Raw genomic sequence first — 22,715 nt, 5'->3', positions numbered from 1 at the left:
TCAATCGTAAATAAATTTAGAAAGGGGAGAGTTGTATGAAAGGTGCACATTTGCTTTTAATGGGATTCACATTAATTCTCATTACTTTGTTAATGGCTTATGATTTTTTTCCAAGCTTTAATGACTTGTTGCACATTCCAAGATCAATATTTATTGGGCTTTTGCTAGTAATTATACTAATTGGATTTATTAATAATCGTGTTCAGAAAGACAGTTCTTCCAAAATCAGTCTTTGGTGGCAAGTTATTTTGCCTTCTTATTTGTTAGTTCTAATTGTTGTTTTCACTTTATTTGGTGGCGCTTCACAAGTCGGTATATCGTTATCTAGTCCTGTTGTTTGGATTCTATTGATCATTAGTTTTTTTGACATTGTAAAGGAACTTAAAAAAATAAAATTGAGTGAATCTAGTGCATAGATTTCTAATCAAACGTTTACAGATAATTGAGTAATACCGTGTTCGAGAATCGGGTGCTTTTGTATAGCACACGCCCTCCGGAATACGTACCGTCTGGAGAGCAAATCAACGGTTTTACTCTATCCGATTAAAGGGTGCTTTTCGAATGAAGAAATGCGTCAAATTATAAGACACCGAATAAAAGGGGGTTAATGTGTGAACATCAAAATACAGGAAATATACCCTAACTGTCATATGATCAACAGGACTGTTGAGGTGGGCGGTCTAACCAAATCACAGCTTATTCATAAAATAAGAAAGAAATCTATTTTGATAAATAAGCTTGGTGAAACACTGTTTGAGGATGATAAATTTACTACTTCTGATAGTAAATACACATTGCAAACAGTAGAGCTGGCTGTACAAGATCTTGGCTTTTTAGAGGGGGGAACCGTATCTCAAATTTTTCGGAAGGCAAATCAGCTTGGTTTGAAATTATGTCCATTGGAGCTTGCACCTTATTTAAGGCTTGCATATCTGGACCAACCAGAAGGTAATTTGAATAGACATCGACAACATAAGGCTCCTTATGGGTCTATTACGGTAGCTTCTCAAATTCTAACTGAAGACCATGATTTTCCAAAAGGTTTTTACCTTAGAAGAATAGATGGCGCACTTTGGCTTCGAGGATATGTCTGCGATGACATGCACATTTGGGAACCTGATGATCATTTTATTTTTGTTAAGCAATAGGGCCATTTAAACCGAAGAACTCAGTATACTGCAAAGGTTATTATCGAGTCGAAAAAAGCACAGTACTCCCTCAATCAAAGGGTGCGAGCGCGATAAAAGCGATTTGTTAGCATTGAGACTGATTTCTCCTTCAACGGGGTTTGATAGTCTCCTTGAAGATGACATCTGGATTGAACTGGGAATTATTTTGACTGGTTACATAGTTATATTCAATATTGTTTTCCTAATTGTCGTTGGAAAAGTCCTTACGAAAAATGGCGTTTGCGTAGAATGTTTACCATGACAGAGAGAGTGTGTGAAAAAGGAGGGTGTAAAATGAAGGTGGACCTACCAGTGAAACTAGCGTTTCCGTTATATTTCAGTATAATATTTATATTTTCTTCAGGAATTAATTCGCTTTTTGATACATTAGGAAATTGGAAATATATAATATGGTTTTTAATCATATTGATGATAATGTGGGGATTACAAAAATCAAAACTTACTGAGAAGAAAGTTCCTATTTGGATAGGGGCTTTTATAATAATAGCAGGATTTGTCATTGGAATCATTTTTGATACGCTTATTCTAAACTAACCACTCAAAACAAAGTCGTTTCGCTGATAGTGCTTCTGTATTTCTTATGTTTTTCTTTACTTTATTTATTATGAAATTGAACAAAACTGAAGCTATAAACTTTTCGCCATGATCATAATAATGTCCTGTCCTTATGAAGATGATTTATATTGAGGTGAATCTGTGTTTAAACTAACTGTGTTGATACTTTTTATACTCTTCATGTACTTTGTTCTATTCGGTGAAAGAAATGCTATTAAGATTACAATCGTTTCTTACTTCACTTTGCTTTCTATCGTGTTCTTGTTCGGAATATCTAAGATTTCGAATAAGTATCACTTATATGACGGACCGGTTTTGGAGAGAGGTTTTCAAAGTCTAGGTGAGTGGGTAGGTATATTTTCATATTTGTACATTATACCATCACTTGTGATAATTGCTTATGTTTCATTTAAAATAATTAAAAGGCTATTTATTGGAACTAAGCTAATAGCCATCGTTTATATCGTGTGGTTGACGATATTAGTGGCAATTAGTTTTATTTCGCAATTAATTTTCACGTTAATTTATTATGGGTTTGCTCCTTAATCATGCAGTTATAATGCAAGTTATATCATTTGTTGAACGTCTGGAAATCACTGTACGTCAGAATAGTATATCCCGTTTCTGTATAATGAAATGAATCGCATCACAAATTCGGCAATTAAATAGCAAGCAACTTGCAAGCTTTTACTATCTGGGTTTTGTTGCCACGGTCTTTTCTCCAAAGGACAATCATACAATCTAACGTCTGCTGTTAAATACACAAAGAAATGTAACCTAGGAGGGTTATTTTGGAGAAGTTTAAAAAACTAGGTATGATTGTTACCTCTTCTGTATTGTCTTTTGGAATGTTCTCGTCGATTGCCGATGCGTCAACAACAGTGAATGGACAACCAGAAAAAGTACGGATCCAAGTTGCCGCTACTGATACTGTTGTCACGAAAGAGGAATTGATCAGGAAGTTTCGAGAGATGTTCCCCAATCAGTTTGACTTCTTAGCGAATAGTGATTTTCAAGTAAGTACTGCCCATATTTTTCCGGAGGATGAAACGGTAAGGTATGATCTGTTTTTCACGAAAACCATTAATGGAAAGCGAATCTACGGGAATGTAGGGTTTGTTGGAGAGGAATTGATGATTGAATCCTTTTCCTATAATCCACCTAACGTAACAGAAGCTTTGTTCCCAGCAAAGGTTTCAAAAGAAGAAGCAAAGAAAATAGCTGAAGATTTTATGACGAAATCTCTTGATGGAAAAGACTATCAATTGGAAACTGACACGTTCAACTATTATCCGCAACAAATATTAACAGAACCGATTCGTTATTCGTTTACGTTTGCAGGAACGAAGAATAAAGTTTCCATCGCTGACAAACGAATGGAAGTGTCTGTTTTAGGAAACGGGGAAATCGTCAGTTTTTATAAGATGTCTCCACAGTCTGGATCAGCCACCTATGATGATGTCAATCAAATAAAAGATGAAAAAGAAATATTGACAAAGGTAAAAGAAAATCTTGCTGTCGATTTGAACTATCAAATTAATTATGATTATCAAACGGGTGATCGAAAGGTCGAGCTCGTTTATCGACCAACGGCAAAACTGCAAGGCATTGAAGCAGCAACAGGAAAATGGATGACTTCAAACGGATATGCAACAGATTTTCCGGGGAAGACAAAGATTGAACTAATCACAACAAACCCACTTCCAGTTAAACAAGATGGTGTTACTGTAGAGGAAGCGAAGAAGATTGCTGAACGATTTCTAGCTTTTGATTCTGAAAAAATCAAATTAAAAATCGAGTCAATCCAAGAAATGGAGAACTATAATGGCCAGGAAATCATTAACGTCTACTATACGTATCAATATGGGAATGGCAGTACCGGAGCAAGCTTAGAGATCAATAAACATACGGGTGAGGTTATTCAATTCTATGATGTAAAGAACCACCTACTGACGGAGATCGGTGAGAATGCGAAAAATGAATTGACTATTACGGAGAAAGAAGCACTCAACCAAGCGACGACCTATCTAAAAAAGTGGGTCCCTTCCTATTTGCACAACTATGCAATGCCTATCGAAGAGCCGTATTTTGACGAAAGAATGGGTTCATATCAATTTGCATTCCCTAGAATAATGAATGGAATCGTTGTGATGGGTGAACAAATTCACGTGGGTATTTCGGCGGATGGTACTTTGAACAGCCTCAGTGTCAATTATCAAGAGATGGAAAATTGGCCATCAAGCGATGATATCATTTCAGAACAAGAAGCAATTACAACTTTTGAAGAGGCACTCAGTCTTAAACTTACCTATATGAAACATGGTGAAAATATAAAGGAAAATCATTATGATCTCCTCTATCTACCTGTATTTAATGAGGAGCCGTTTAGTTATGTAAATGCATCTACAGGGGAATGGAATAACTTGTTCAGTGGCAAGGATTCCGTCAACGTATCACATCCATGGGCGGAAGAGGAGCTTAATTATCTCATTAACGCCAAGGTATTGGACGTGAAAGATGTGAAAAGCTTTGATGCTGATGCTGCCATTTCAAAAGGGGAAGCATTGAAAGTGCTTATGAATTCACTTACCTACTTCTACTATGGCGGCGGTTATTACTACGGACAGGAAAATACGAACCAAACGTTTGACAATATCGACCCTAAACACCCGTTATATCAAGAGATTGAACGTGCGGTTGAAACTGGCATCATCAAATCGGATACGAAGACCTTTGATGTCGATGCAACAATTACGAGAGAAGAGCTTTCGGTTTGGATGATTCGTGTAATGGGGCTAGAGCAGGCTGCGAAAGATGGCAGCATCTTTAAGCTAGGCTTTGAAGATGCGGATAAGGTGCAGTCTGCGAATGCAGGTTATGTAGCAATGGCAAGCTCGATGGGCTTGATAAAACCGGAACAAAACCAGTTTAACCCTGACCGTGATGTGACGTATGCGGAGTTAGCAGTATCAACGATTCGTCTAGCGCATGCAATTGCGGAAAGTGGAAGAGGTTTGCGGTATTGATCATTGCCTATTGACATAGACAAAATGGTCACATATAATACAATACAATTAATAATTCATAAACAAGCGTTGAGAAGGATATGAATCATTTTGGAAGCTTTGCCAGAGAATAGGACCATGGCTGGAAGTCCTGTAGCGGAAAGATGATTAACCACCTTTGAGCAATCACAGAGGACTGCGCCAAGCAGGAAACTATGATCGGGAAACCGTTATCGATTGAGCGCCATGTTTTTAACTATGGCGAAATCAGGGTGGCACCACGACCGCATTCGTCCCTTTATAGGGGAGAATGCGGTCTTTTTTATTTTAATCCAGCTACGGGCGCTAGCTGCTTGGGTCATAAGCCAGCCCTGCTGCACGGCAAAAAACGCCGTTTCGCATGTCCGTCTTATGCCTGTCGCATCTGAGCGAGCGCCCTTCGCTTTTTTTATTTTCATATAATGCGTTGAGAAGGACATGAATCATTTCGGAAGCTTTACCAGAGAACAGGACCATGGCTGGAAGTCCTGTAGTGGATGAAATGATTTACCACTTTCGAGCAATCATAGGGGACTACGTATGTAGGAAACTATGATCGGGAGACCGTTATCGATTGAGCGCCGTGTTTTTAACTATGGCGAAATTTGGGTGGTACCACGACCGCATTCGTCCCTTTGCTAGGGAAGAATGCGGTTTTTTATTTTATATACATTATGGGAGGAATTGCAATGTCAGTACAAATGGATATCGAAAAAAGGAATCATCGTAAATTAGGCCAGGAGCTTGAGTTGTTCATGTCATCAGAGGAAGCGCCAGGCATGCCGTTTTATTTGCCAAAAGGGATGATTGTCAGAAATGAGTTGGAGCAATTTTGGAAACGGAAGCACCAGGAGGCGGGCTATGAGGAAATCAAGACGCCGATCATGATGAAGCAGGAGCTTTGGGAGCAATCCGGCCATTGGGATCACTATCATGAAAACATGTATTTTTCAGATGTGGATGAACAGCAATATGCACTAAAGCCGATGAATTGCCCGGGTGCAATGCTCATCTTTAATCATAAACGTAGAAGTTATCGGGAGTTGCCGATCCGTTATGCGGAATTAGGGTTAGTGCATCGTCACGAACTATCGGGCTCATTAAATGGTCTATTGCGCGTTCGGGCGTTTACACAAGATGATGCGCACCTCTTTGTACGGAAGGATCAAATTGAACGGGAAGTGGATCGTGTATTGGATTTGATTGACGACATCTATTCGGAATTTGGTTTCAGCTATGAAGTCGAATTGTCGACTCGTCCGGAAAATTATATGGGAGCCGTCGACTTATGGAACGAGGCGGAGCAATCGCTGGAAGAAGTGTTGAAACAACGGGGAATGGACTATCGTATTAACGAAGGAGACGGCGCGTTTTATGGTCCGAAGATCGATTTTCACATATTGGATTCGTTAGGGCGGAGCTGGCAATGCGGCACAGTACAATTGGATTTCCAAATGCCTGAGAAGTTCAATTGCCGGTATATTAATGAACAGAATGAACTCGAATTTCCGATCATTATCCATCGCGCGATTTTTGGCTCAGTTGAGCGATTCCTTGCCATTCTCGTTGAACATTATGCAGGGGAGTTCCCATTATGGCTTGCTCCGGAACAAGTGAGAATCATCCCGATTGCCGATAAGCATGTTTCTTATGCTGAAGAAGTAAAGAAGGAGCTTGTTGCAAAGGGATATCGCGTGAATGTGGATGACCGTGCTGAAAAAATGGGGTTGAAAATTAGAGAATCAGAGAAGCAGAAGGTACCTTATATGATGATCGTTGGGGATCATGAAGTTGAAAAACAAATGGTCTCGGTACGAAAGCGGAAAGAAGGCGACCTTGGGCAGTTGCTAATTGATGATGTCTTGGATTTATTAAAGTTGGAGTAAGAAAAGAGTGCCATGTGAGCACTCTTTTCTTACTATCCCCGTGCAAAGCGCAATTGCTCTTCTAAAGCATCGATTATGCAGTCGTAGAAAAACTCTTTAATCGCTGTATAATTTTTGTAATAACTTTCATCGAGCGCTTGGAAATATGCTAAACGGTCTGTTGTCAATACTGTGATTGGCGGGTAACCTAGTTTTAGTAATTCCAAGTTCATAAGAAGGCGGGATGTCGTTCCGTTTCCATCAATAAATGGATGTATGTTGATCAACTTACATGTGAATTCGATAATATCGTCAATCGTTTTAGGACTTTGTCGATTATACCAATTTGTAAGACTTTTCATATCAGAGCGGATAACGTAATGGGGTGAAACCTCATGACTCGCCCCGCTAATATATACGTCAACTTTTCGATACACACCGGCATTCCGTCGGTCGATACCTTGCAAAATAATCGAATGGATAGATTGCATCGTTGATTCACTTAATCTATCCAACCCGGTTAGTTCTTCAATGTAATCGAGCGCTTCCACATGGTTTTTAACTTCTAGGTGTTCCCGAAGCGTTTTCTTTTCAACTGTCAAGCCTGTTTCAATAATCACCCGTGTTTCCATTTCCGATAATGTGTTGCCTTCAATCGCGTTTGAGTGATACGTATTTTTAATAATATAGTTTTCACGCAGTCGCTTTACCTCAAGTACGCCTAACGGACGATGAGCATCCAATTCAGCTTTTAATTGATGAATCCTCTCAAGCTTCTCCACGATCAACACCCCGAGTTACAATCTACATTCATAGTACCATAGAAAAGTATTTCCCAAAATAATTTCCGAAACAACATTGGCTAAGCATTACCGTTTTACGTCGTATGGCTTAACTATCTTTTGAAAATTCGGCTTTCATGTGCGACACTGTTCATAACCAATTATGCAATTAGTCTTGAAAAATAATCTAATAGGACGTGAAATTTTGAAGAAAGTAGCTTCTTTGATGCTATTGATCACTTTACTTTTCATTGTCACTGCCTGTAATGGAAATGGTGATGGTGGAAAAGATCCGATTGATAGGAAACAAGAACAAAGTACGGGGGGCTCCCGGCCGACAGTGAAAGGTGTGAAAAATGTAGATGTTGTGAATACCCATGGAAGGATCTTTGAGGGGTTGGACAATATGCATACGTTTTATGAAAATGTGCTAAACGGCGTTTTATCTGATTTACGAATTGTCCATTACACGATTGAAGGGGATCCAATCGTTACGGATTTGAAATATGATGGCGAAGCTATGAAGGTGATTAATGATTCTACAAGGGATAAATTTGGAAGTGGTGAAATAGAAACAACTAAATGCAGCGGTTTGATAGAGGAAGTCACCCATACAAATACGACCTATTTTGCAGTCGATTGTTCGGATGGCCATTCAGGCATGCTGGAAATATTGGCGATTGACTATAATGTTGAACAAGAAGATTTTTTCGAGTTGGCATTAAAATACGGGAATGGATTGGAAAATGAAATAAATACAAAAACACAAGTAGCTACAAGAGCCCCTAATTCAAAAGAAACGGTGACTACTAGTGATTTTCAACTGTCCTCGGAAGTGAAGCAAGAAGTCTATAAACAGTTGGTCATGGCAAATTATCTAGGTGATATCGAATTAGTGAACAATTGTCATTCGAATCAGTTTGAGGAATATGATTTACAGGTTTATATTAACGGCGGCGAACGTGAATTTCATTGGTCTAGCTGTGATGAAAGTCCAGCGGGTGTAAAATTCACCAAAATAGCTGAATATATAATTGCGCAATCTGAAATGAAGGAGTAAAATCCCCAAACCGTCATGAATGATATACTAATTTTCAATTGTAAAGGAGCGGTTAGATGAAAAGCCGAAATGTTATTTTGGAAAGTATCCCGGTAGTAGCCTTAGTTCTCATACTTACCGCTTGTACGGAAGAAACAAAGTCTTCCGATACCACACAAAAGGAGACGACAGAAACTGAATCGGTTTCGCCTTCTTCTCCCGAGCAGAAGCCAACTGATATAGAAACTCGCCAAGCAGAGAGAAGCTTCGAACTGCTGACAGTTGAGGGAAATCAGTCAATGGAGGCTAAACTACATCAAGGAAAAGGATTTTCTTTGTATGTCTTCGAGAAATTTACATTTGATGCGACTACTGGTCGTCTATCATTAAGTGATAATCCAGTATATTACGTTGATATTGAACCACTTCCATCCGATTATGATTTGCCTCAACTTGAAGTAGCGGGCATGGAAGAATTAAGTCAAATCGGTGATGTATCCAATTTTAGCGGTGAATTGGTTGAACATCCTCTTGGTTTCGCGGACCTCTACCTTCAAGCATCCGGAAAGGAAGGCATTAGCGATTATATCGTGTGGACATCAGAATCAGGCGATGCTTTTTTGTTTCGCCTTCATAATCCAAAAGGAGCGGAGGCATCCGATTTCGCTGGACCAATTCTTATTTCCCTATCTACCGTACAAAGCGAATAAAACACTGTCACACTTCTATGAGCGACGAACGCACTCCTATGAGCTCGCAACACGCTTTATTGAGCACACATTCCTTACCTAACAAGTTCCACAAACAGCAATCCACCGTCCAGTTTTGTATAATGGACAACAGAGGTGATGAAAGTGTTTGTCAGTGATAAAGAAGTGGAAATCAGATATGCGGAGACGGACCAGATGGGTGTCGTCTATCACGCAAATTATTTAGTATGGATGGAAATCGGCAGGACGAGCCTCATTCAAGATTTAGGGTTTACCTATGCGGGGCTTGAAGAGAAAGGCTATCTTTCCCCTGTTATTGATTTATCAATCCAGTACAAGGCAGCTATGCGATACGGCCAGAAGGCGACGGTGCGTACATGGGTCGAGTCGCATGGAAAACTTCGCACGGTTTACGGCTATGAAATTCTTCATGAAGATGGGACCGTTGCTGCAACCGCAACTTCCGAACATATTTTAGTAAAACGCGACAGTTTCAGACCAGTTGCTCTTAAGAAAATTGATCCTGAATGGGATGCGAAATATATGGAAATCCGCCGGGAGGCCGACTGATGGCGTTCGGCATTAATCGGTCGGAATTAAAAGCTTGGAAAGAAGCGGTCAGTGCTGGAGAAATTGCTTTTCTCACCCATTACTGGCTCGATGATCGTTTTCCAGGCTGTAAAACGGTAACAAAAGCGGGTTGTACGGATCTTGCTAAATTGATCGAATGGGGGAAAAGGTACGGGTTGAAGCCTGAATGGATTGACCATCGTGAAGATTACCCCCATTTCGACCTTTTCGGCAAGATTGAGGTACAAGCATTGCTGGACGCCGGTTTGGCCGAACAAGTGAATCGTTTTAACTTAATGGATAAGCATGAGGGATAGCCCTTCATGCTTATTTATTTTGCCTAAGCGGGCTTGAGCCAATCGCATACAAATGATAAGAGAGGATTGTCTAGAAGGAGGGGCGTAATTTAGATGAAGGCAATTGTGTTTATTGGTTCATCCACCTCCGGATCAAGTGCGGAAGCATTCTCGGCAGCGGCTCAATTAGGATATGCAGCAATCCTTCTGACAGACAGAAAAACATTTTTACGGGTGAAAGAGAAATTCCCGGAAATCGCCGATATCGTTTTCATGGAATCCATGGACGAAGAATCGGTTCGAAAAGAAATAGACCGCCTAGCAGCGTTTCATCATATTCAAGCGATCATCAGTTTTGTAGATCCCTATGTGTCATTGGCTGCAAAGCTTTCCAATGCATTTTGCAATTCTGCTTTATCGGTCGACGCTTTAAGCATAATGGGAGATAAACTGCTTACCCGGAACGCTTTACGAAACCATCCTGCAACATGTGAATTTGAAGTAATTGATCAGAATCACAATAAGCCCGTTATAAATTATCCGTTCATCCTAAAAAGCCCTATTTCAAACGGTTCGAAGGACGTTTATTTCATTGAGAACGAAAAGGAATTTGACATAGCTCTGTGCAAAATGAATAAACGTTTGCCGCAACCATCTTGGATAGCGGAAGAATTTATAGAAGGTCCCCAATATATGATTGAAATTGTTGTCGTCGAGACAATTCCAATTATTGTTGCGATCATTCAACAGGAAATAATAAAGGATTACACATTCATCGTTACCGCGTATGAAGTAGTCATGCAAATGGATGAAATGATCTATCGTGAGCTATGGCAAACAATCCATTCCATTGTAGAAGAAATCGGACTTCAGCACGGGGCTTGTCATTTAGAAGTGCGCTATTCCTCAAAAGGCTGGAAATTAATCGAGATGAATCCAAGAATCGCGGGCGGTGCGATGAACCGGATGATTACAGAAGCATTTGGCATCAATCTTGTGAAGGAGACGATCAAACTCTACCTTGGCGAAGAACCAGATTTGCTTAGAAAGAACAGCCGGTATGTTTACACATCATTTATAACGCTTAATAACTTTGGATATTTAGTAGACATCGAAGGGATCGATGTTGCTTATTCAGTGCCGGGAATTATCGACATCGCTGTAAAGCCCAAAATCGGCTCGATCGTGATGCCGCCAATTTCGATGGGGCAGCGATACGGATATACAATGGCTGTTGGCGAAACATCAGAAATGGCTAAGGAAAGAGCCGAAAGTTCAGCAAGGTTAATAAAATTCTATTTGGAGCCAATTTAAAATGGTTGGACCTTTACATAAAAGGAGGGGGTACAGATGAAAAACTGCTGTATTTGTGAAGAAATGAAAGTCTTATGGAAGGAACAGAAAATGTTAGCGGAATTCTGCAAAGGCTTCCGTTTTGTGCATCTGCCTAAAATGAAAGATACAATTCCTTTCATGCTGCAGTCATCAGACGAACATGTCCCCTTCACTGCAATCATAGACGGCGGGACGACATCTTATTTCAGATTGGAAAAGCTGGATGATAACTGTCGCGCACAGTTGACATTGCTAAAGCCGATCGATTTTAAAGGGCGGCTCGCTGTAACACCCGAGGACCTTTATGCATTGAAAAAGACATCTCTCTGTATCCATGTTGAAATCTGCTCCTTTTGTGCCATCACCCCACTTTCCATCGACCTAATAGACCGTCCTCTCCCTATCATTGAATCTAAAATGTAGAAAACTATAGTTGAATAACAGACGAATTCTACATAGTGCTATCCGTGCTTGTAGTGGATAGCGTCCGCCTGGAACGGAAAGCATTCTATATAATTCCTCTTCTAGTAAACTCTTGTCCTTATCCTACGGCATGCTTATGAATGTATTATATAGAGCCGTCAAAATGAGAAAAGGAGATAGTTTATGACAATAATAGGCATGTTACATCACCGGAAAGATCCAGAAACAGTCATGAAGGCATATGCATTCGCCGCCGTAGCTGCAGCTGAAGGTGCGAAATTTTATTATTTTTCTCCCGGGGAAGTAAACTTACTCAACCGCACAATTAGAGGACAAGTGTACGAGAACGGAAAATGGGAGTCGAAAATAATGCCCTTTCCAAATGTCATTTATAATGCCGGAAGCCCTGAAAAACTGGCAAAATCAAAGGAAATCATCGATAAACTTCGAAAGGAAATCCCCTTTACAACCTATTCGATCGGGAATAAATGGAGCGTCAACCGCCGTCTAAAAGAAGCTAAGGATTTTGCAAGCTACCTCATCCCGACGGAAGCAGTAAAAAGTGCAGACCATTTCATCAAATACATCTCTGCTTTTGAAAAAGTGGTTTTCAAACCGATCGATGGTAGAAAAGGGAAAGGTATTTATTTCATTGTGCAAGAAGGCGACCGTTTTTCAGTAAAAGGGGAAGGGACGCATAGGAATTATTCGGCATCACAACTGAGAGGATTTATCAAAAAGAAATTATCAAACGAAACATTCATCGTCCAACCATACATCCAATCCGTCACAAGATCTGGGCAAGTGTTCGACTTCAGATTGCATGTCCAAAAAAACGGCGAAGGCGAATGGGTGATTACGACGATTTATCCACGTGTTGCTCCAAAGGGTTCCATCATTGCGAATATAAATAGTGGCGGCTACACGAACTATTTGGACCCTTTTTTGGAACAGGAATTCAAAGACGAAGCATTTAACATTAAAAAGAAGTTGGAGTATTTCTCCTTGTCGCTCGCAAAGCATTTGGATGAACTTCAAATGGAGAAGTACAGTGAAGTGATTGATGAAATCGGTGTAGATATCGGAATGGATCAGGACTACAAACTTTGGATTTATGAAGTGAACTGGCGCCCTGGCTGTCCGCCTGCATTCTATTTGGAATTGGATGTCGTAAAAAACACGATCAATTATGCAATGTATATCGCTAAAAATCAAAGAGCCATCCAGGTGAAAATCAAGGAAGCGAAACGTCGAAGCACTAAACGTGAGAATGAAACTCCGATCATCGCCATTACCGGAAGTGCCGGTAAAACAACGACGAAAGCATTCCTATCCTCGATTCTGTCGAAAAAGTGGACAGTCTTCGAATCGAAGGATTATTGGAATACGACAGAACATACGAAAAAACATGCAGCAGAGATCAATTCCTCCCACCAGGCGGTCGTCCTTGAATACGGAATGGCCTATCCGGGCGTCATTACGGAACATTGCCGCATCATTCAGCCGAATATGTCGATTGTAACGAATATTGGGTTAGCGCATGTTGGGAATTTCGACGGTGATCCGAGAAAAGTTGCAAAAGCTAAATCGGAATTGATCCACGGAATGGACCAACATGGGGTTCTTTGCTTGAATCGGGACAATGACAATTCAAGGTTTTTAGAAACGAGGGATTTCAAAGGTAAAACGATAACGATCGGCATTCAAAAGCCTGCTGATTATCGTGCATACGACGTACAATACACCGACCAGGGCATGAGTTTTAAAATGAAACTTCAAAATGAAGAAATTGAACTGTTCATCCCGATTTTTGGGGAGCATCATGTATATAACGCATTATCCGCCATTGCGATTGCCGACTATTTAGGGTTTTCACCAATGGAAATCAAGACGGGGCTTCTATTCAAAAAACCGCCTAGAAGGTTGACGATTTACAATTGCAAGGACAACATCACGCTAATCGATGACACGGTCCATTCGCATCCGGAAGGTGTTCGTGCAGCATTGGATGTCCTAACAAATCTTGCAAAGCACCGAAAGATTGCCATTATCGGGCAAATGAGAGAGCTAGGCGATTTGCGCGAAAAGGAATATCGAAAACTAGGGGATTATATACAGCAACAAGGGATCGACCTATTGATAACGTACGGTTTTAGAACGGAGGAGATTGGTGCACAGGCGGAAAAGAGAGGGATGCCAGGACAAAATATTCACCACTTTACAGACCGTGAGAAATTGCATGCTTTGCTATCTAAATTGATTCAAAAGGATGACACGATTCTTATTAAAGGGGCCAGTAAAACGAATATGTTCGAAACGGTCAAATTCATCGATCAAAACTATAGCTAATGACAAAGAGGACTCCGCATCTGGAAGTCCTCTTTGTCATTGTTCTTTTAGATGAAAAGTAATTTCCTCTGCTGCTTTTTTCGCCAAGCTTTTTGCGATCGCTAATGTTCTTCCTTGTGCAATCACGTAAGCGTATCGGTGCCCCATCGATAAGGGCGGTGTCAGTAATTGCCCTTTTTTCGGCTTCACATACACTTCAACGATACCGGGGGATTTTCTTGCCCTTCCTTTTCCCGTCACTTTTTCCAGAACGCCTCTCTTATCGATGATCACGTATTGTGTAAATACAAAATGTCTCTGTTTGATTTCGAGGGTGGGCTGTTCGCCTAAGTATAATTTAATGGTTTCTTCTGTGAGATCATATCCGAAAGCAGCTTTGAGCATATTATTCATCGCACCTCCGGAAATTCGAGGATTAATTTCGATGAGGCGCCAACCATTTTTCGTTAAACGCATTTCAACATGAAGGGCACCATTTTGAATGGCTAGTTTTTCAACGATGGACGTTAAAACTTCTTTGATGCTGTCGTTCAATTGTCTTGGGACGATTGCAAGTACACCATATCCAGTGATGATGAATCGTTTTCCAAACGTTATTTCTTGTTGAATGACTCCGGCAATTTGTATTTCTTTATTAAACACAATTGCTTCAACCAAATATTGCTCCCCTTCAATGAACTCTTCAATAATGACCGCTTCTAAGGGATTCTTCTCTTGCAGTTTTGCGATATGACGTTGAAGCTGTACATCATCCGTCGCACGCAAAACATCTTTTGATCCGGTGGAAGAAGCTGTTTTGACAATAAGCGGATAATCGGGCAAGGCGTCCATACTTTTTGCATCCAGCTTTTTTCCAGGCTGGATCGTCAAATATTTCGGAGAGAATGGAAGTCCCGCTAATTTAGCCCTTGTCCCCGCTTTGTTTTCCATAATAAAAGCAGCACTTGCAGACGTGCCATTCGGACAGAATTCTTCGCATAACGTAAAAGCGTTGGAGACATTGGAGTCGACAAAACTGGCGATTGTCTTAATTTCATTTCCTTTCGATTTCAAAGAAAGAATTTCTTTCTTCATCGCTTGTAAGTTGGTCGTATCGACAAATACCATTTCGTGGACATCTATATACTCTTTTCGTTGTTGAATCTGCCTCTCATTACTTGTAAATAAAACAGTAAAATACCCGAGCCGTTCGGCAGCCCTGATTGCTTCCCGACTCGAACCCGATTTGTTTGTACCGATGAAGATAATCGTTTTCAAAAAGTCCACTCCTTCATAATTAAGACAACTCTTTATAGGTTATGAAGGAATCTGCCATATACATGGTTATACATCATATAGGTAAGGAACTAAAAACCGTCATTGTCCAGCTCCAGGCGCTAGATGCTCGGGTCATAAGTCAAAGATGCTACGCGTCAAAGACCGCCACGCCGCATCTTTGTCTTATGCCTGTCGCATCTGAGCAAGCGCCTTCCGCTTTTCGTTTAGAAGCATGTTTTTCGTACAAGCCGCTAAGCTAGTGTCGCATAAGATGAAAAAGGGGGAAGGGAGTGAATCAATTGAAGTCTTTATCGACTGGAAACATTAGACAAGTAATAGCCGGGACATTAATACACGGAACTGACGATTTACTAATCCAACACGGTGCATACCGCCTTAAACAAGTTAGAAACCCGCATACCATCCTTTTTTTAAAAGGCAAAATCATGAAATGGGATCGCCTAAGACCTTTCTTTCCAATTGCAGTCGTAACCGAACAGCTTATGCAAACGAATGAGCGCAAAGAGGACGTATCCATCATTCAAGTCGACAACTTAGACGAGGCATACTGGAAATTCATTAATGACTATCGCGACAGGATCGACATACCCATCATTGCAGTAACGGGAACTTCGGGGAAAACGACAACGAAAGAAATGATCCGTCATTTATTGACTGCTGATCGGAATATCGCCTTCACCAATAGTACGAATAATTCCCGGACGGCCCATTTAGCCTATTTGCTCAGTATGGATGAAACGACTGAAGCGGCGGTGTTCGAAACGGCAGTCGGCGCGCCTGGCGATATTCTAAACGCAGCTGCGTACTTAAAACCGACGGTCGGAATCATAACGAACATAGGTGAGCATCATCTGAACCATTGTAAGTCGTTGGAAGGCTATATCGCTGCGAAAGGTGAAATGTGCAAAGCTTTAACGTCCGATGGGGTACTTATTTTAAACGAAGACGACAACAATACCCGAAAACTTGATTTGAAACAATTCACAGGGCAAATACGTAAATTCGGGATTCATCATGCATGTCATTACCGTGCGAGCAAATTCACCTATTCTGCTATGGGAATGGATATGACCTTGGAATACAATCAACAAAAATACGAGATGTTTGTCCCCGGACTAGGTGAACATCAAGTTTACAATGCATTGGCAGCCATTGCTGCAGTACACCAAATCGGAATGAGTTTTGCGGAAATCGCAGTTCGCTTGAAAACGTTTCAAACTTTGAACAAACAAGTGCAATTACGTAAAGGTCTAAAAGGATCCATCCTCATCGATGATACGTGGAGCATCACAACTACTTCCCTAGAGGCAGCATTGAAAGTTTTACAAGAAATCGGAAAGGGAAAGCGGAGAATTGCCATAATTGGAACGATCACCGATTTAGGTTCATGGGGATATACGATTCATGAACTTGCCGGTAAAATCATCGCAGCAAGTGATATAGATATTCTTATCACTATTGGCAAGCATGCAAAAATCATGGGGGACACGGTGAAACAAGCTGGAAAAGCAATTGAGGTCCATTCCTTTAATAATCAAATTCTCGCCTATCAACTTTTAAGGAAGACCATAAGCGAGGAGACCGCCATTCTTATTAAAGGAGACATGTATAGCGAACCGATCAAAAAGTTGGCTGAACTTCTTCGGGAAAACTAGTCAATTGCTTTCGGTTATTACTATTAATTAACCGAAATAGGACAAACACCAAGCTCGAACAACACTCGTAGCAATATAGTAAAGTAGTTCAATCTGAAAGGGGGGTCGAATAATGGGCCAAATTTGTACTTGTGGCGTTCTCGTCAATGCGGTGTCATGTGATAATAATGTGAGATTCGCTGGACATATAGGAACTGTTAAAGGTGATCTGACTTACATGGCCAATGTATGTGACACTACAATGTCAACCTCAACTTTGTATTTGGAGTTTACGGATAAACAAACGCATGGATGCAGATATAGTTTTGAATTTGTATCAGAAACGATAACAGCTGTCGTTTGCAGGAAAGAAGGAATGGATTGTGAAATTACGGTGAGGGGAACTGGCGTTGTAGGAGGCAGAGTATTTCCTTTTGAAGCAGTCTTTAGAGATCAAGTCGAAGCGGCAAACTATGACATTGTTCAAAGCTTCGTCATCACTGGTTTCTTTGACCAAGATGGCGCTGCGCCGGTTCCTCAAGGCTCTATTTTTGCAATAGGCTGCGAGTAAGTAAAGTAGCGTCGAAGTGTTCATTGAAGGAGGGAAGTCTATGAAGGGGATTCGGGGCCGTTACGGCCAGCAAGCGGCCTTACAGAAAGACATGAGATTACTTGAAAGTTTACCGGCAATGAGTTTGTTTTCAGAGGGGAATTTCAATATTGCCCTGAATACCGAACATATTTTTTTGATTAAACCGCTATTTAGTCCAGAAGAAATTCGGGTAGTTTCTAAAAATGATCAATTAACAGTGGAGTTTACGAATGGTAAGCAGCACTTTACTAGCAAGGAAGATGCTTATCATTACTTAATCACAAGCGTCATGACGAAAAAAGTGTATATTATCCAAAGTGTTCCCCCTCATAGTGCTTCCCTTCATTATCGCCGCTTCACCCTCCATAGAAAATCTTCTTCGGCTAGTTGGAATGTTGTTCACAGCATGGCAGTAGGTGAATTCAAAATTTCCCGGTTTCACCGATTAGACAATATATGGAGATTGGTTAACTTCTTAAAATCAACAGCTGCTGTACTCGGAAAATCATTTCCTGATTGCCATACAATCATCATCGAATTAGCCCAAAATAAATCCGGTCAATTCTGGATTACCGATACGGTTTTACATGAACGCAACAGTAAATGGAGCCAATATCATGCGCTATATGGAAAAAGGAGATTGCGCCGCTACATTCCCAAAACGGATTTATGCACTAGAAAATCACTTAGCAATTTTTTGCAGTCGTTTCAACATGTCATCTTGAAGCCATGCATAGGCCAACAAGGAATAGGTATTGTCAAAGTGTCTGTGCGGGTTGACTTCACCTTCGAAGTCCATGAGAAAAATACAAAGATGATCAAAACGGATTTCAATCAATTATTTCATTTTATCAATGAGCACTATCTGTCAAAAAAGGACTATATCGTCCAGCAATTCATCCATTTAGATGAAATAGACGGTAACCCGTATGATGTGCGGGTCATGTCCCAATTGGATGATAAAGAATGGATTGTAACCGGGCTCATCGTAAAAGTGGCTGCACAAGACTATTTCACTTCCAATCGAGCTAGCAAGCTATTGTTAGTAGAAAAAGCGTTGTTGGAATCCGGGAATTATATGACGTATGACAAATGCCGCATGTTAATGGAGCGAATATGTAGGAGCGCTTCCGCCAGGCTTGCAGAGAATAGTATAGATGTATCGATCATCGGATTTGATATCGGGATCGATAAAAAGGGCGAAGTATGGATCATTGAAGCGAATTATGCGCCTTCCATGTCTCTGTTTTATATGTTTGATCAAAACAAGATGTATAAAGAGATTTACGAGCAGTTGAGGAAAAACAAAAAAGGGTTTCATTGCCGCCCGACCGAAAGGGGGAAGAAAATTGAAGCCAATCGTTGTGAGTGAAATTCGGAAGGTGCTCGGCGGCACGGTTATTGCCGGGCCGGTTGATTGGGAAGTAAGAGACGTTATTTATTATACTCGCCATGAGCATGCGAAGCGAAACACTTTACTGTTCGTTGGAAGGACGGTGGAAGTGGATTGGTTCGCAATCAATAAAAAAGGCCCCTCCCTCGTCGTCACCGATAAATCCAGATTGGAACTAAAGGGCGCATATCCGAATACAACCATCTTACAAGTGAAAAGCCTTGTCCAGTCTTATTGGAAGTTCATCAATTACTACCGGAATCTCTTTCAATTACCGGTTGTGACAATAACGGGCACATGCGGGAAAACGACAACAAAAGATATGATCAGGCATATACTTCATCCAACATGGACCGTTCATGCGTCAGCGAGCAGTAAAAATGAGCCGAGGCGTTCATTGCCTTATTTGATGGGGATTGACGATCATACGGAGGCGGCTGTTTTTGAACATGGCCTCGGTAATTCCGGCAATATAAAACATCAATGTATGATTTACCAGCCGACGATAGGGATCATAACAACTATAGGCGTTCACCATTTGGATGGCTGTGGAAGCGTGGAAGGATATATCCGCGCAAAAGAAGAAATAATCGGGGGCATTAAAGAAGACGGAACGCTTATTTTAAATGCGGATGATAAAAACACAGAGAAGCTGAGGACGCATTCTTTTAAAGGGAAAATCATTTACTTTGGAACTGCTGATAAAGCTGATTTCAAGGCAACCGATATCAACTATGCAGAAGGGGGAATGGACTTCACCCTTCATGTTAATCGTAAAACATATAAAGGTTTCATCCCGGGATATGGAGAACACCAAGTAAGCAATGCGCTAGCAGCGTTAGCAGCTGTCCATGAAATGGGGATGGATATAAAGTCGGCTATTGCAAGGTTAAAGACATTTCAAAACATGGATAGACATTTGGAATTCTCAAAAGGGATCAATGGAAGCACAATTATCGATGATACGTGGACGAATAACCCGACGTCAGTCGAGGCGGCATTGAAAGTGCTGGATGCCATTGGAAGAGAAAAAAAGATTATATTGATTCTTGGAGATATTAATAGGCTAGGCGATTTTGAGAAGAAATATCATCGGGAAATTGGAAGTATGGTAGCGAAAAGAAAGATTCATACGCTCGTTACAATTGGAAAAAAAGCTGAGGAAATCGCTAGGCAAGCTAAAAGGGATGGAAGTACGGCGAATATCAAGATCTTTGAAAATGTGAATGAAATTGGTGACAAATTGGATCGGATGTTTGATGGACAATCGATTGTACTTATTAAAGGACCGATGTCGAGCCGTGGCATGATTGAATTTGCAAAGAGATTAAAAGAATAAAGTTAAAAGAAGCATCCAACGCTACTGCGTTGATGCTTCTTTTGTTAGTTTGTAATCACTCTGCGTGCTTGGACATAGTTTTTAGACGCCCATGATGATGAAAGACTTTGAGTCTCTACTTTACCGGAAGTGGAGAGGGTGATGAATTGATTCCCCCCGATGTAAATTCCAGTCTGTGTAATGCGGGATCCTTTATTATCCGTTGAAAATAAAAGTAGATCCCCTTTTTGAAGATTTGACTTCAAGACGGAAGAACCGACAGTCGCCTGTTGACTTGCCAATTTGTATTTCAAATCGATCCCTTGTTGTTTATATACATAATAAGTGAATCCTGCACCTGTAAATGTTAATGTTTTTTCATCATATCCATAACCGAATTTCGCCTTATCCGTTAAGCTGCTTGCGAAATTAACGATCTTTTCAGCAGAAGAAGTCGTTGTTGCTGGTGGAGTTGAAGGTGTTGAAGGTGTTGAAACTTTATTATCCGATCCTACGCGTTTAGCTGTAATGTAATGATCCTTATAATAATCTACAAGAAGGACTCGGGTGATAACGCCGCCTGAATTCGGTATAATGAGTCGCTGTTCACCGGCATAGATAGCGACAAGGCTAGGAGTTGTTGAACCTTTTACACTGTTGAAGAATACCAAATCACCTTTCTTCAAGTTCGAGCGAGAGACGGTTGTACCTTTACTCTGTAAATCTTTTAAACTGGAGGCATTTAATGTCGTCCCGTTTTTCCCGTAAACATAATTGACGAAACCTGTGCTTGTAAACTTCTTAGTAGCTTCATTGTTAACAGATCCAATCGTCGCCGTATCTTTCAAATCATATGCAAGACTGACGATGTTATCTTCTGCCGTTGCTGGATTAGAAGGAAGCAGGCTCGGAATCACTCTGCGTGCACCGTAGTAGTTTTCAGTATAATAGGGTTTGCTATTTAAATCGGAGATGACAATATTCTGTTTTGAATCTGCCATGTGAATTACTTTATTATCGCCGATATACATGGCAACATGATCCGGGTCGGTCCCTGTCGTTTTACTTCTGAAGAATAATAGATCGCCTTTTTGCCATTGTCCTTTGGCGACCGGAGTCCCTTGTTCCATCATATAGTTTTCGTTATATGTGGCAAGGTCAACGCCGTTTTGCTCAAACACATACATAAGAAAAGTTGCACATGAGAATTTATATGGGTATGTCGACTTGTATTCGGCCGTGCTGTATGTCGCTTTTCCAATTAAGCTTTTCGCTGTTTGGATCAATTGGTCAGCTTTTGCAGAGACCGCAACATTTGTCGGTTGAGCTGAAACTGTGGCGGCTGAGACGTTATAAGCTTGATCGTATGATGGTATGGTTAAAGAGCTTGCAGTGACGCATGTAATCAATGCAGCAGATAATAGTTTTCTTTTCATCGTGAGCCTCCGTAATTGATTTTCTAACGCTACAAAACGATCGTAGCATAGAAAAAGTAACGGATTTGAAGGGAATATTCACCATTGAAAAAGGAGCGTTTCCGTAATCCATGCCAATCCTACGCTCAACCCTCTTCTTTACAAATAGATTACAAGCGATAAAAGGGGAAATCTGGAACTAGAAAAACGTGTGGCGTAAAGCCAACACGTTTTTAGAGGGGTATTATAACCATTTTACTTTTGGCTCAGTTCCAGCCTTGATTCTTGAAATGTTTGCACGGTGTCTGTAAAAGATGAAGACACCCATTAAACCTACGATGATCATCAAATAGAAATCACCGGTCCAAATATAGTACGCGATGCTATACAAAAATCCGACGACAGCGACAATCATGGAAGAAAGAGAAACCATTTTCGTCAATTTCAATGCAATTAAAAAGGTCAGTAGAACGATAATGAAAATTGGCCAGTTATAGCCGAGCAAAACGCCGCCGGATGTCGCAACTGCTTTTCCGCCTTTGAATTTAGCGAAGACCGGGAATATATGTCCGATCACGGCACAAAAACCGATGAAAAGCGGATGAATGCCAGTATTGCTTAAAGCCGGTATTAGCGGCAAAAGGACAGCCGCAGTTCCTTTTAAAATATCTAACACGGTGACGACAAGTCCAGCTGTTTTACCTAAAACGCGGAAAGTGTTTGTCGCACCCAAGTTCCCGCTGCCGTGTTCTCGTACATCCGTTTTGTAGAACAGCATGCCGATCCATAATGCGGAAGGGATGGAGCCAAGTAAATAAGCACATAGTATAATAATGACAATGTCCATTTCGGAGTCCCCTTGATTTATTTTAATGGTTGTGTTTCAAGTTTAGCAGAACCTAATGACTGCTACAATGGTAGGATTCA

At 40.8% G+C, this 22,715-nt stretch carries 20 protein-coding genes; 16 read left to right on the top strand and 4 right to left on the bottom strand.

All coding sequences use genetic code 11. The annotated features are described in order from the left end of the window. Nucleotides 1-35: 35 nt before the first annotated feature. The 5 genes from SLU01_RS05020 (at nt 36) to thrS (ending at nt 6,675) form a co-directional block, all read left to right on the top strand. Nucleotides 36-416 (top strand): hypothetical protein, encoded by a 381-nt coding sequence (locus tag SLU01_RS05020; protein ID WP_147055986.1) that lies wholly within the window; start codon nt 36-38, stop codon nt 414-416. Nucleotides 417-650: 234 nt separating this feature from the next. Beyond that, the gene (locus tag SLU01_RS05015) at nt 651-1,148 is read left to right on the top strand and encodes a helicase (RefSeq protein WP_147056002.1); all 498 of its coding nucleotides are present in this window, start codon (nt 651-653) and stop codon (nt 1,146-1,148) included. Between the two features lie 315 nt (nt 1,149-1,463). Beyond that, on the top strand, nt 1,464-1,724 hold the full coding sequence (locus SLU01_RS05010) for a hypothetical protein (protein WP_147055983.1): 261 nt from the start codon (nt 1,464-1,466) through the stop codon (nt 1,722-1,724). Nucleotides 1,725-2,536: 812 nt separating this feature from the next. Then, on the top strand, nt 2,537-4,771 hold the full coding sequence (locus tag SLU01_RS05005; protein ID WP_147055982.1) for an S-layer homology domain-containing protein: 2,235 nt from the start codon (nt 2,537-2,539) through the stop codon (nt 4,769-4,771). A 707-nt stretch (nt 4,772-5,478) separates the two neighbouring features. After that, the gene (thrS, locus tag SLU01_RS04995; RefSeq protein ID WP_147055978.1) at nt 5,479-6,675 is read left to right on the top strand and encodes a threonine--tRNA ligase; all 1,197 of its coding nucleotides are present in this window, start codon (nt 5,479-5,481) and stop codon (nt 6,673-6,675) included. Nucleotides 6,676-6,707: 32 nt separating this feature from the next. Here the strand turns inward: thrS and SLU01_RS04990 are convergent, their stop codons facing one another. Next, nucleotides 6,708-7,436 (bottom strand): Fic family protein, encoded by a 729-nt coding sequence (locus SLU01_RS04990; RefSeq protein WP_218029693.1) that lies wholly within the window; start codon nt 7,434-7,436, stop codon nt 6,708-6,710. Between the two features lie 205 nt (nt 7,437-7,641). On the opposite strand from SLU01_RS04990, the gene SLU01_RS04985 reads away from it, so the two are divergent. The 7 genes from SLU01_RS04985 (at nt 7,642) to SLU01_RS04955 (ending at nt 14,158) form a co-directional block, all read left to right on the top strand. Beyond that, nucleotides 7,642-8,496 (top strand): DUF4362 domain-containing protein, encoded by an 855-nt coding sequence (locus SLU01_RS04985; protein WP_170232594.1) that lies wholly within the window; start codon nt 7,642-7,644, stop codon nt 8,494-8,496. 56 nt (nt 8,497-8,552) lie between these two features. Beyond that, nucleotides 8,553-9,185 carry a DUF8580 domain-containing lipoprotein gene (locus SLU01_RS04980; RefSeq protein WP_147055974.1) on the top strand — a complete coding sequence of 211 codons (633 nt, stop codon included), beginning with the start codon at nt 8,553-8,555 and terminating at the stop codon, nt 9,183-9,185. Between the two features lie 144 nt (nt 9,186-9,329). Next, nucleotides 9,330-9,755, top strand: coding sequence for an acyl-CoA thioesterase (locus SLU01_RS04975; protein ID WP_147055972.1), 426 nt, complete (start codon nt 9,330-9,332; stop codon nt 9,753-9,755). Beyond that, the gene (locus SLU01_RS04970) at nt 9,755-10,072 is read left to right on the top strand and encodes a hypothetical protein (protein ID WP_147055969.1); all 318 of its coding nucleotides are present in this window, start codon (nt 9,755-9,757) and stop codon (nt 10,070-10,072) included. The genes SLU01_RS04975 and SLU01_RS04970 overlap by 1 nt, the downstream gene beginning before the upstream one ends. A gap of 93 nt (nt 10,073-10,165) precedes the next feature. Then, entirely contained in the window at nt 10,166-11,365 is a 1,200-nt protein-coding gene (locus SLU01_RS04965; protein ID WP_147055967.1) for an ATP-grasp domain-containing protein, read from the top strand. A 36-nt stretch (nt 11,366-11,401) separates the two neighbouring features. Continuing rightward, complete coding sequence (locus SLU01_RS04960) at nt 11,402-11,809, top strand: CotY/CotZ family spore coat protein (RefSeq protein WP_147055965.1); 408 nt, start codon at nt 11,402-11,404, stop codon at nt 11,807-11,809. A gap of 183 nt (nt 11,810-11,992) precedes the next feature. Continuing rightward, nucleotides 11,993-14,158, top strand: coding sequence for a YheC/YheD family protein (locus SLU01_RS04955; protein ID WP_147055963.1), 2,166 nt, complete (start codon nt 11,993-11,995; stop codon nt 14,156-14,158). Between the two features lie 36 nt (nt 14,159-14,194). Here SLU01_RS04955 and SLU01_RS04950 read toward each other — a convergent pair whose 3' ends face one another. Then, a complete protein-coding gene (locus SLU01_RS04950) occupies nt 14,195-15,424 on the bottom strand; it encodes an ATP-grasp domain-containing protein (protein ID WP_147055961.1) in 1,230 nt (409 codons plus the stop codon). Between the two features lie 281 nt (nt 15,425-15,705). Between SLU01_RS04950 and SLU01_RS04945 the strand changes: the two genes are divergently transcribed. The 4 genes from SLU01_RS04945 (at nt 15,706) to SLU01_RS04930 (ending at nt 20,394) form a co-directional block, all read left to right on the top strand. Continuing rightward, nucleotides 15,706-17,091 (top strand): Mur ligase family protein, encoded by a 1,386-nt coding sequence (locus SLU01_RS04945; RefSeq protein ID WP_246110879.1) that lies wholly within the window; start codon nt 15,706-15,708, stop codon nt 17,089-17,091. A 112-nt stretch (nt 17,092-17,203) separates the two neighbouring features. Beyond that, nucleotides 17,204-17,641 carry a hypothetical protein gene (locus SLU01_RS04940; protein WP_147055959.1) on the top strand — a complete coding sequence of 146 codons (438 nt, stop codon included), beginning with the start codon at nt 17,204-17,206 and terminating at the stop codon, nt 17,639-17,641. Between the two features lie 40 nt (nt 17,642-17,681). Then, on the top strand, nt 17,682-19,034 hold the full coding sequence (locus tag SLU01_RS04935) for a YheC/YheD family protein (RefSeq protein WP_147055957.1): 1,353 nt from the start codon (nt 17,682-17,684) through the stop codon (nt 19,032-19,034). Then, a complete protein-coding gene (locus tag SLU01_RS04930) occupies nt 19,012-20,394 on the top strand; it encodes a UDP-N-acetylmuramoyl-tripeptide--D-alanyl-D-alanine ligase (protein ID WP_147055955.1) in 1,383 nt (460 codons plus the stop codon). Before SLU01_RS04935 ends, SLU01_RS04930 begins: the two co-directional genes overlap by 23 nt. A 44-nt stretch (nt 20,395-20,438) precedes the next feature. On the opposite strand, the gene SLU01_RS04925 is transcribed toward SLU01_RS04930, so the two are convergent. Both SLU01_RS04925 and plsY read right to left on the bottom strand, forming a co-directional pair. After that, the gene (locus SLU01_RS04925; RefSeq protein ID WP_147055953.1) at nt 20,439-21,809 is read right to left on the bottom strand and encodes a C40 family peptidase; all 1,371 of its coding nucleotides are present in this window, start codon (nt 21,807-21,809) and stop codon (nt 20,439-20,441) included. 223 nt (nt 21,810-22,032) lie between these two features. Then, a complete protein-coding gene (gene plsY / locus SLU01_RS04920) occupies nt 22,033-22,635 on the bottom strand; it encodes a glycerol-3-phosphate 1-O-acyltransferase PlsY (RefSeq protein ID WP_147055951.1) in 603 nt (200 codons plus the stop codon). Between the last annotated feature and the right edge of the window lie 80 nt (nt 22,636-22,715).

Origin of the sequence: Sporosarcina luteola (assembly GCF_007991495.1) — a bacterium.
GTDB lineage: Bacteria > Bacillota > Bacilli > Bacillales_A > Planococcaceae > Sporosarcina > Sporosarcina luteola.
The sequence above is the reverse complement of the archived record's forward strand: the minus strand, read 5'-3'. Positions and strand labels throughout refer to the sequence as shown.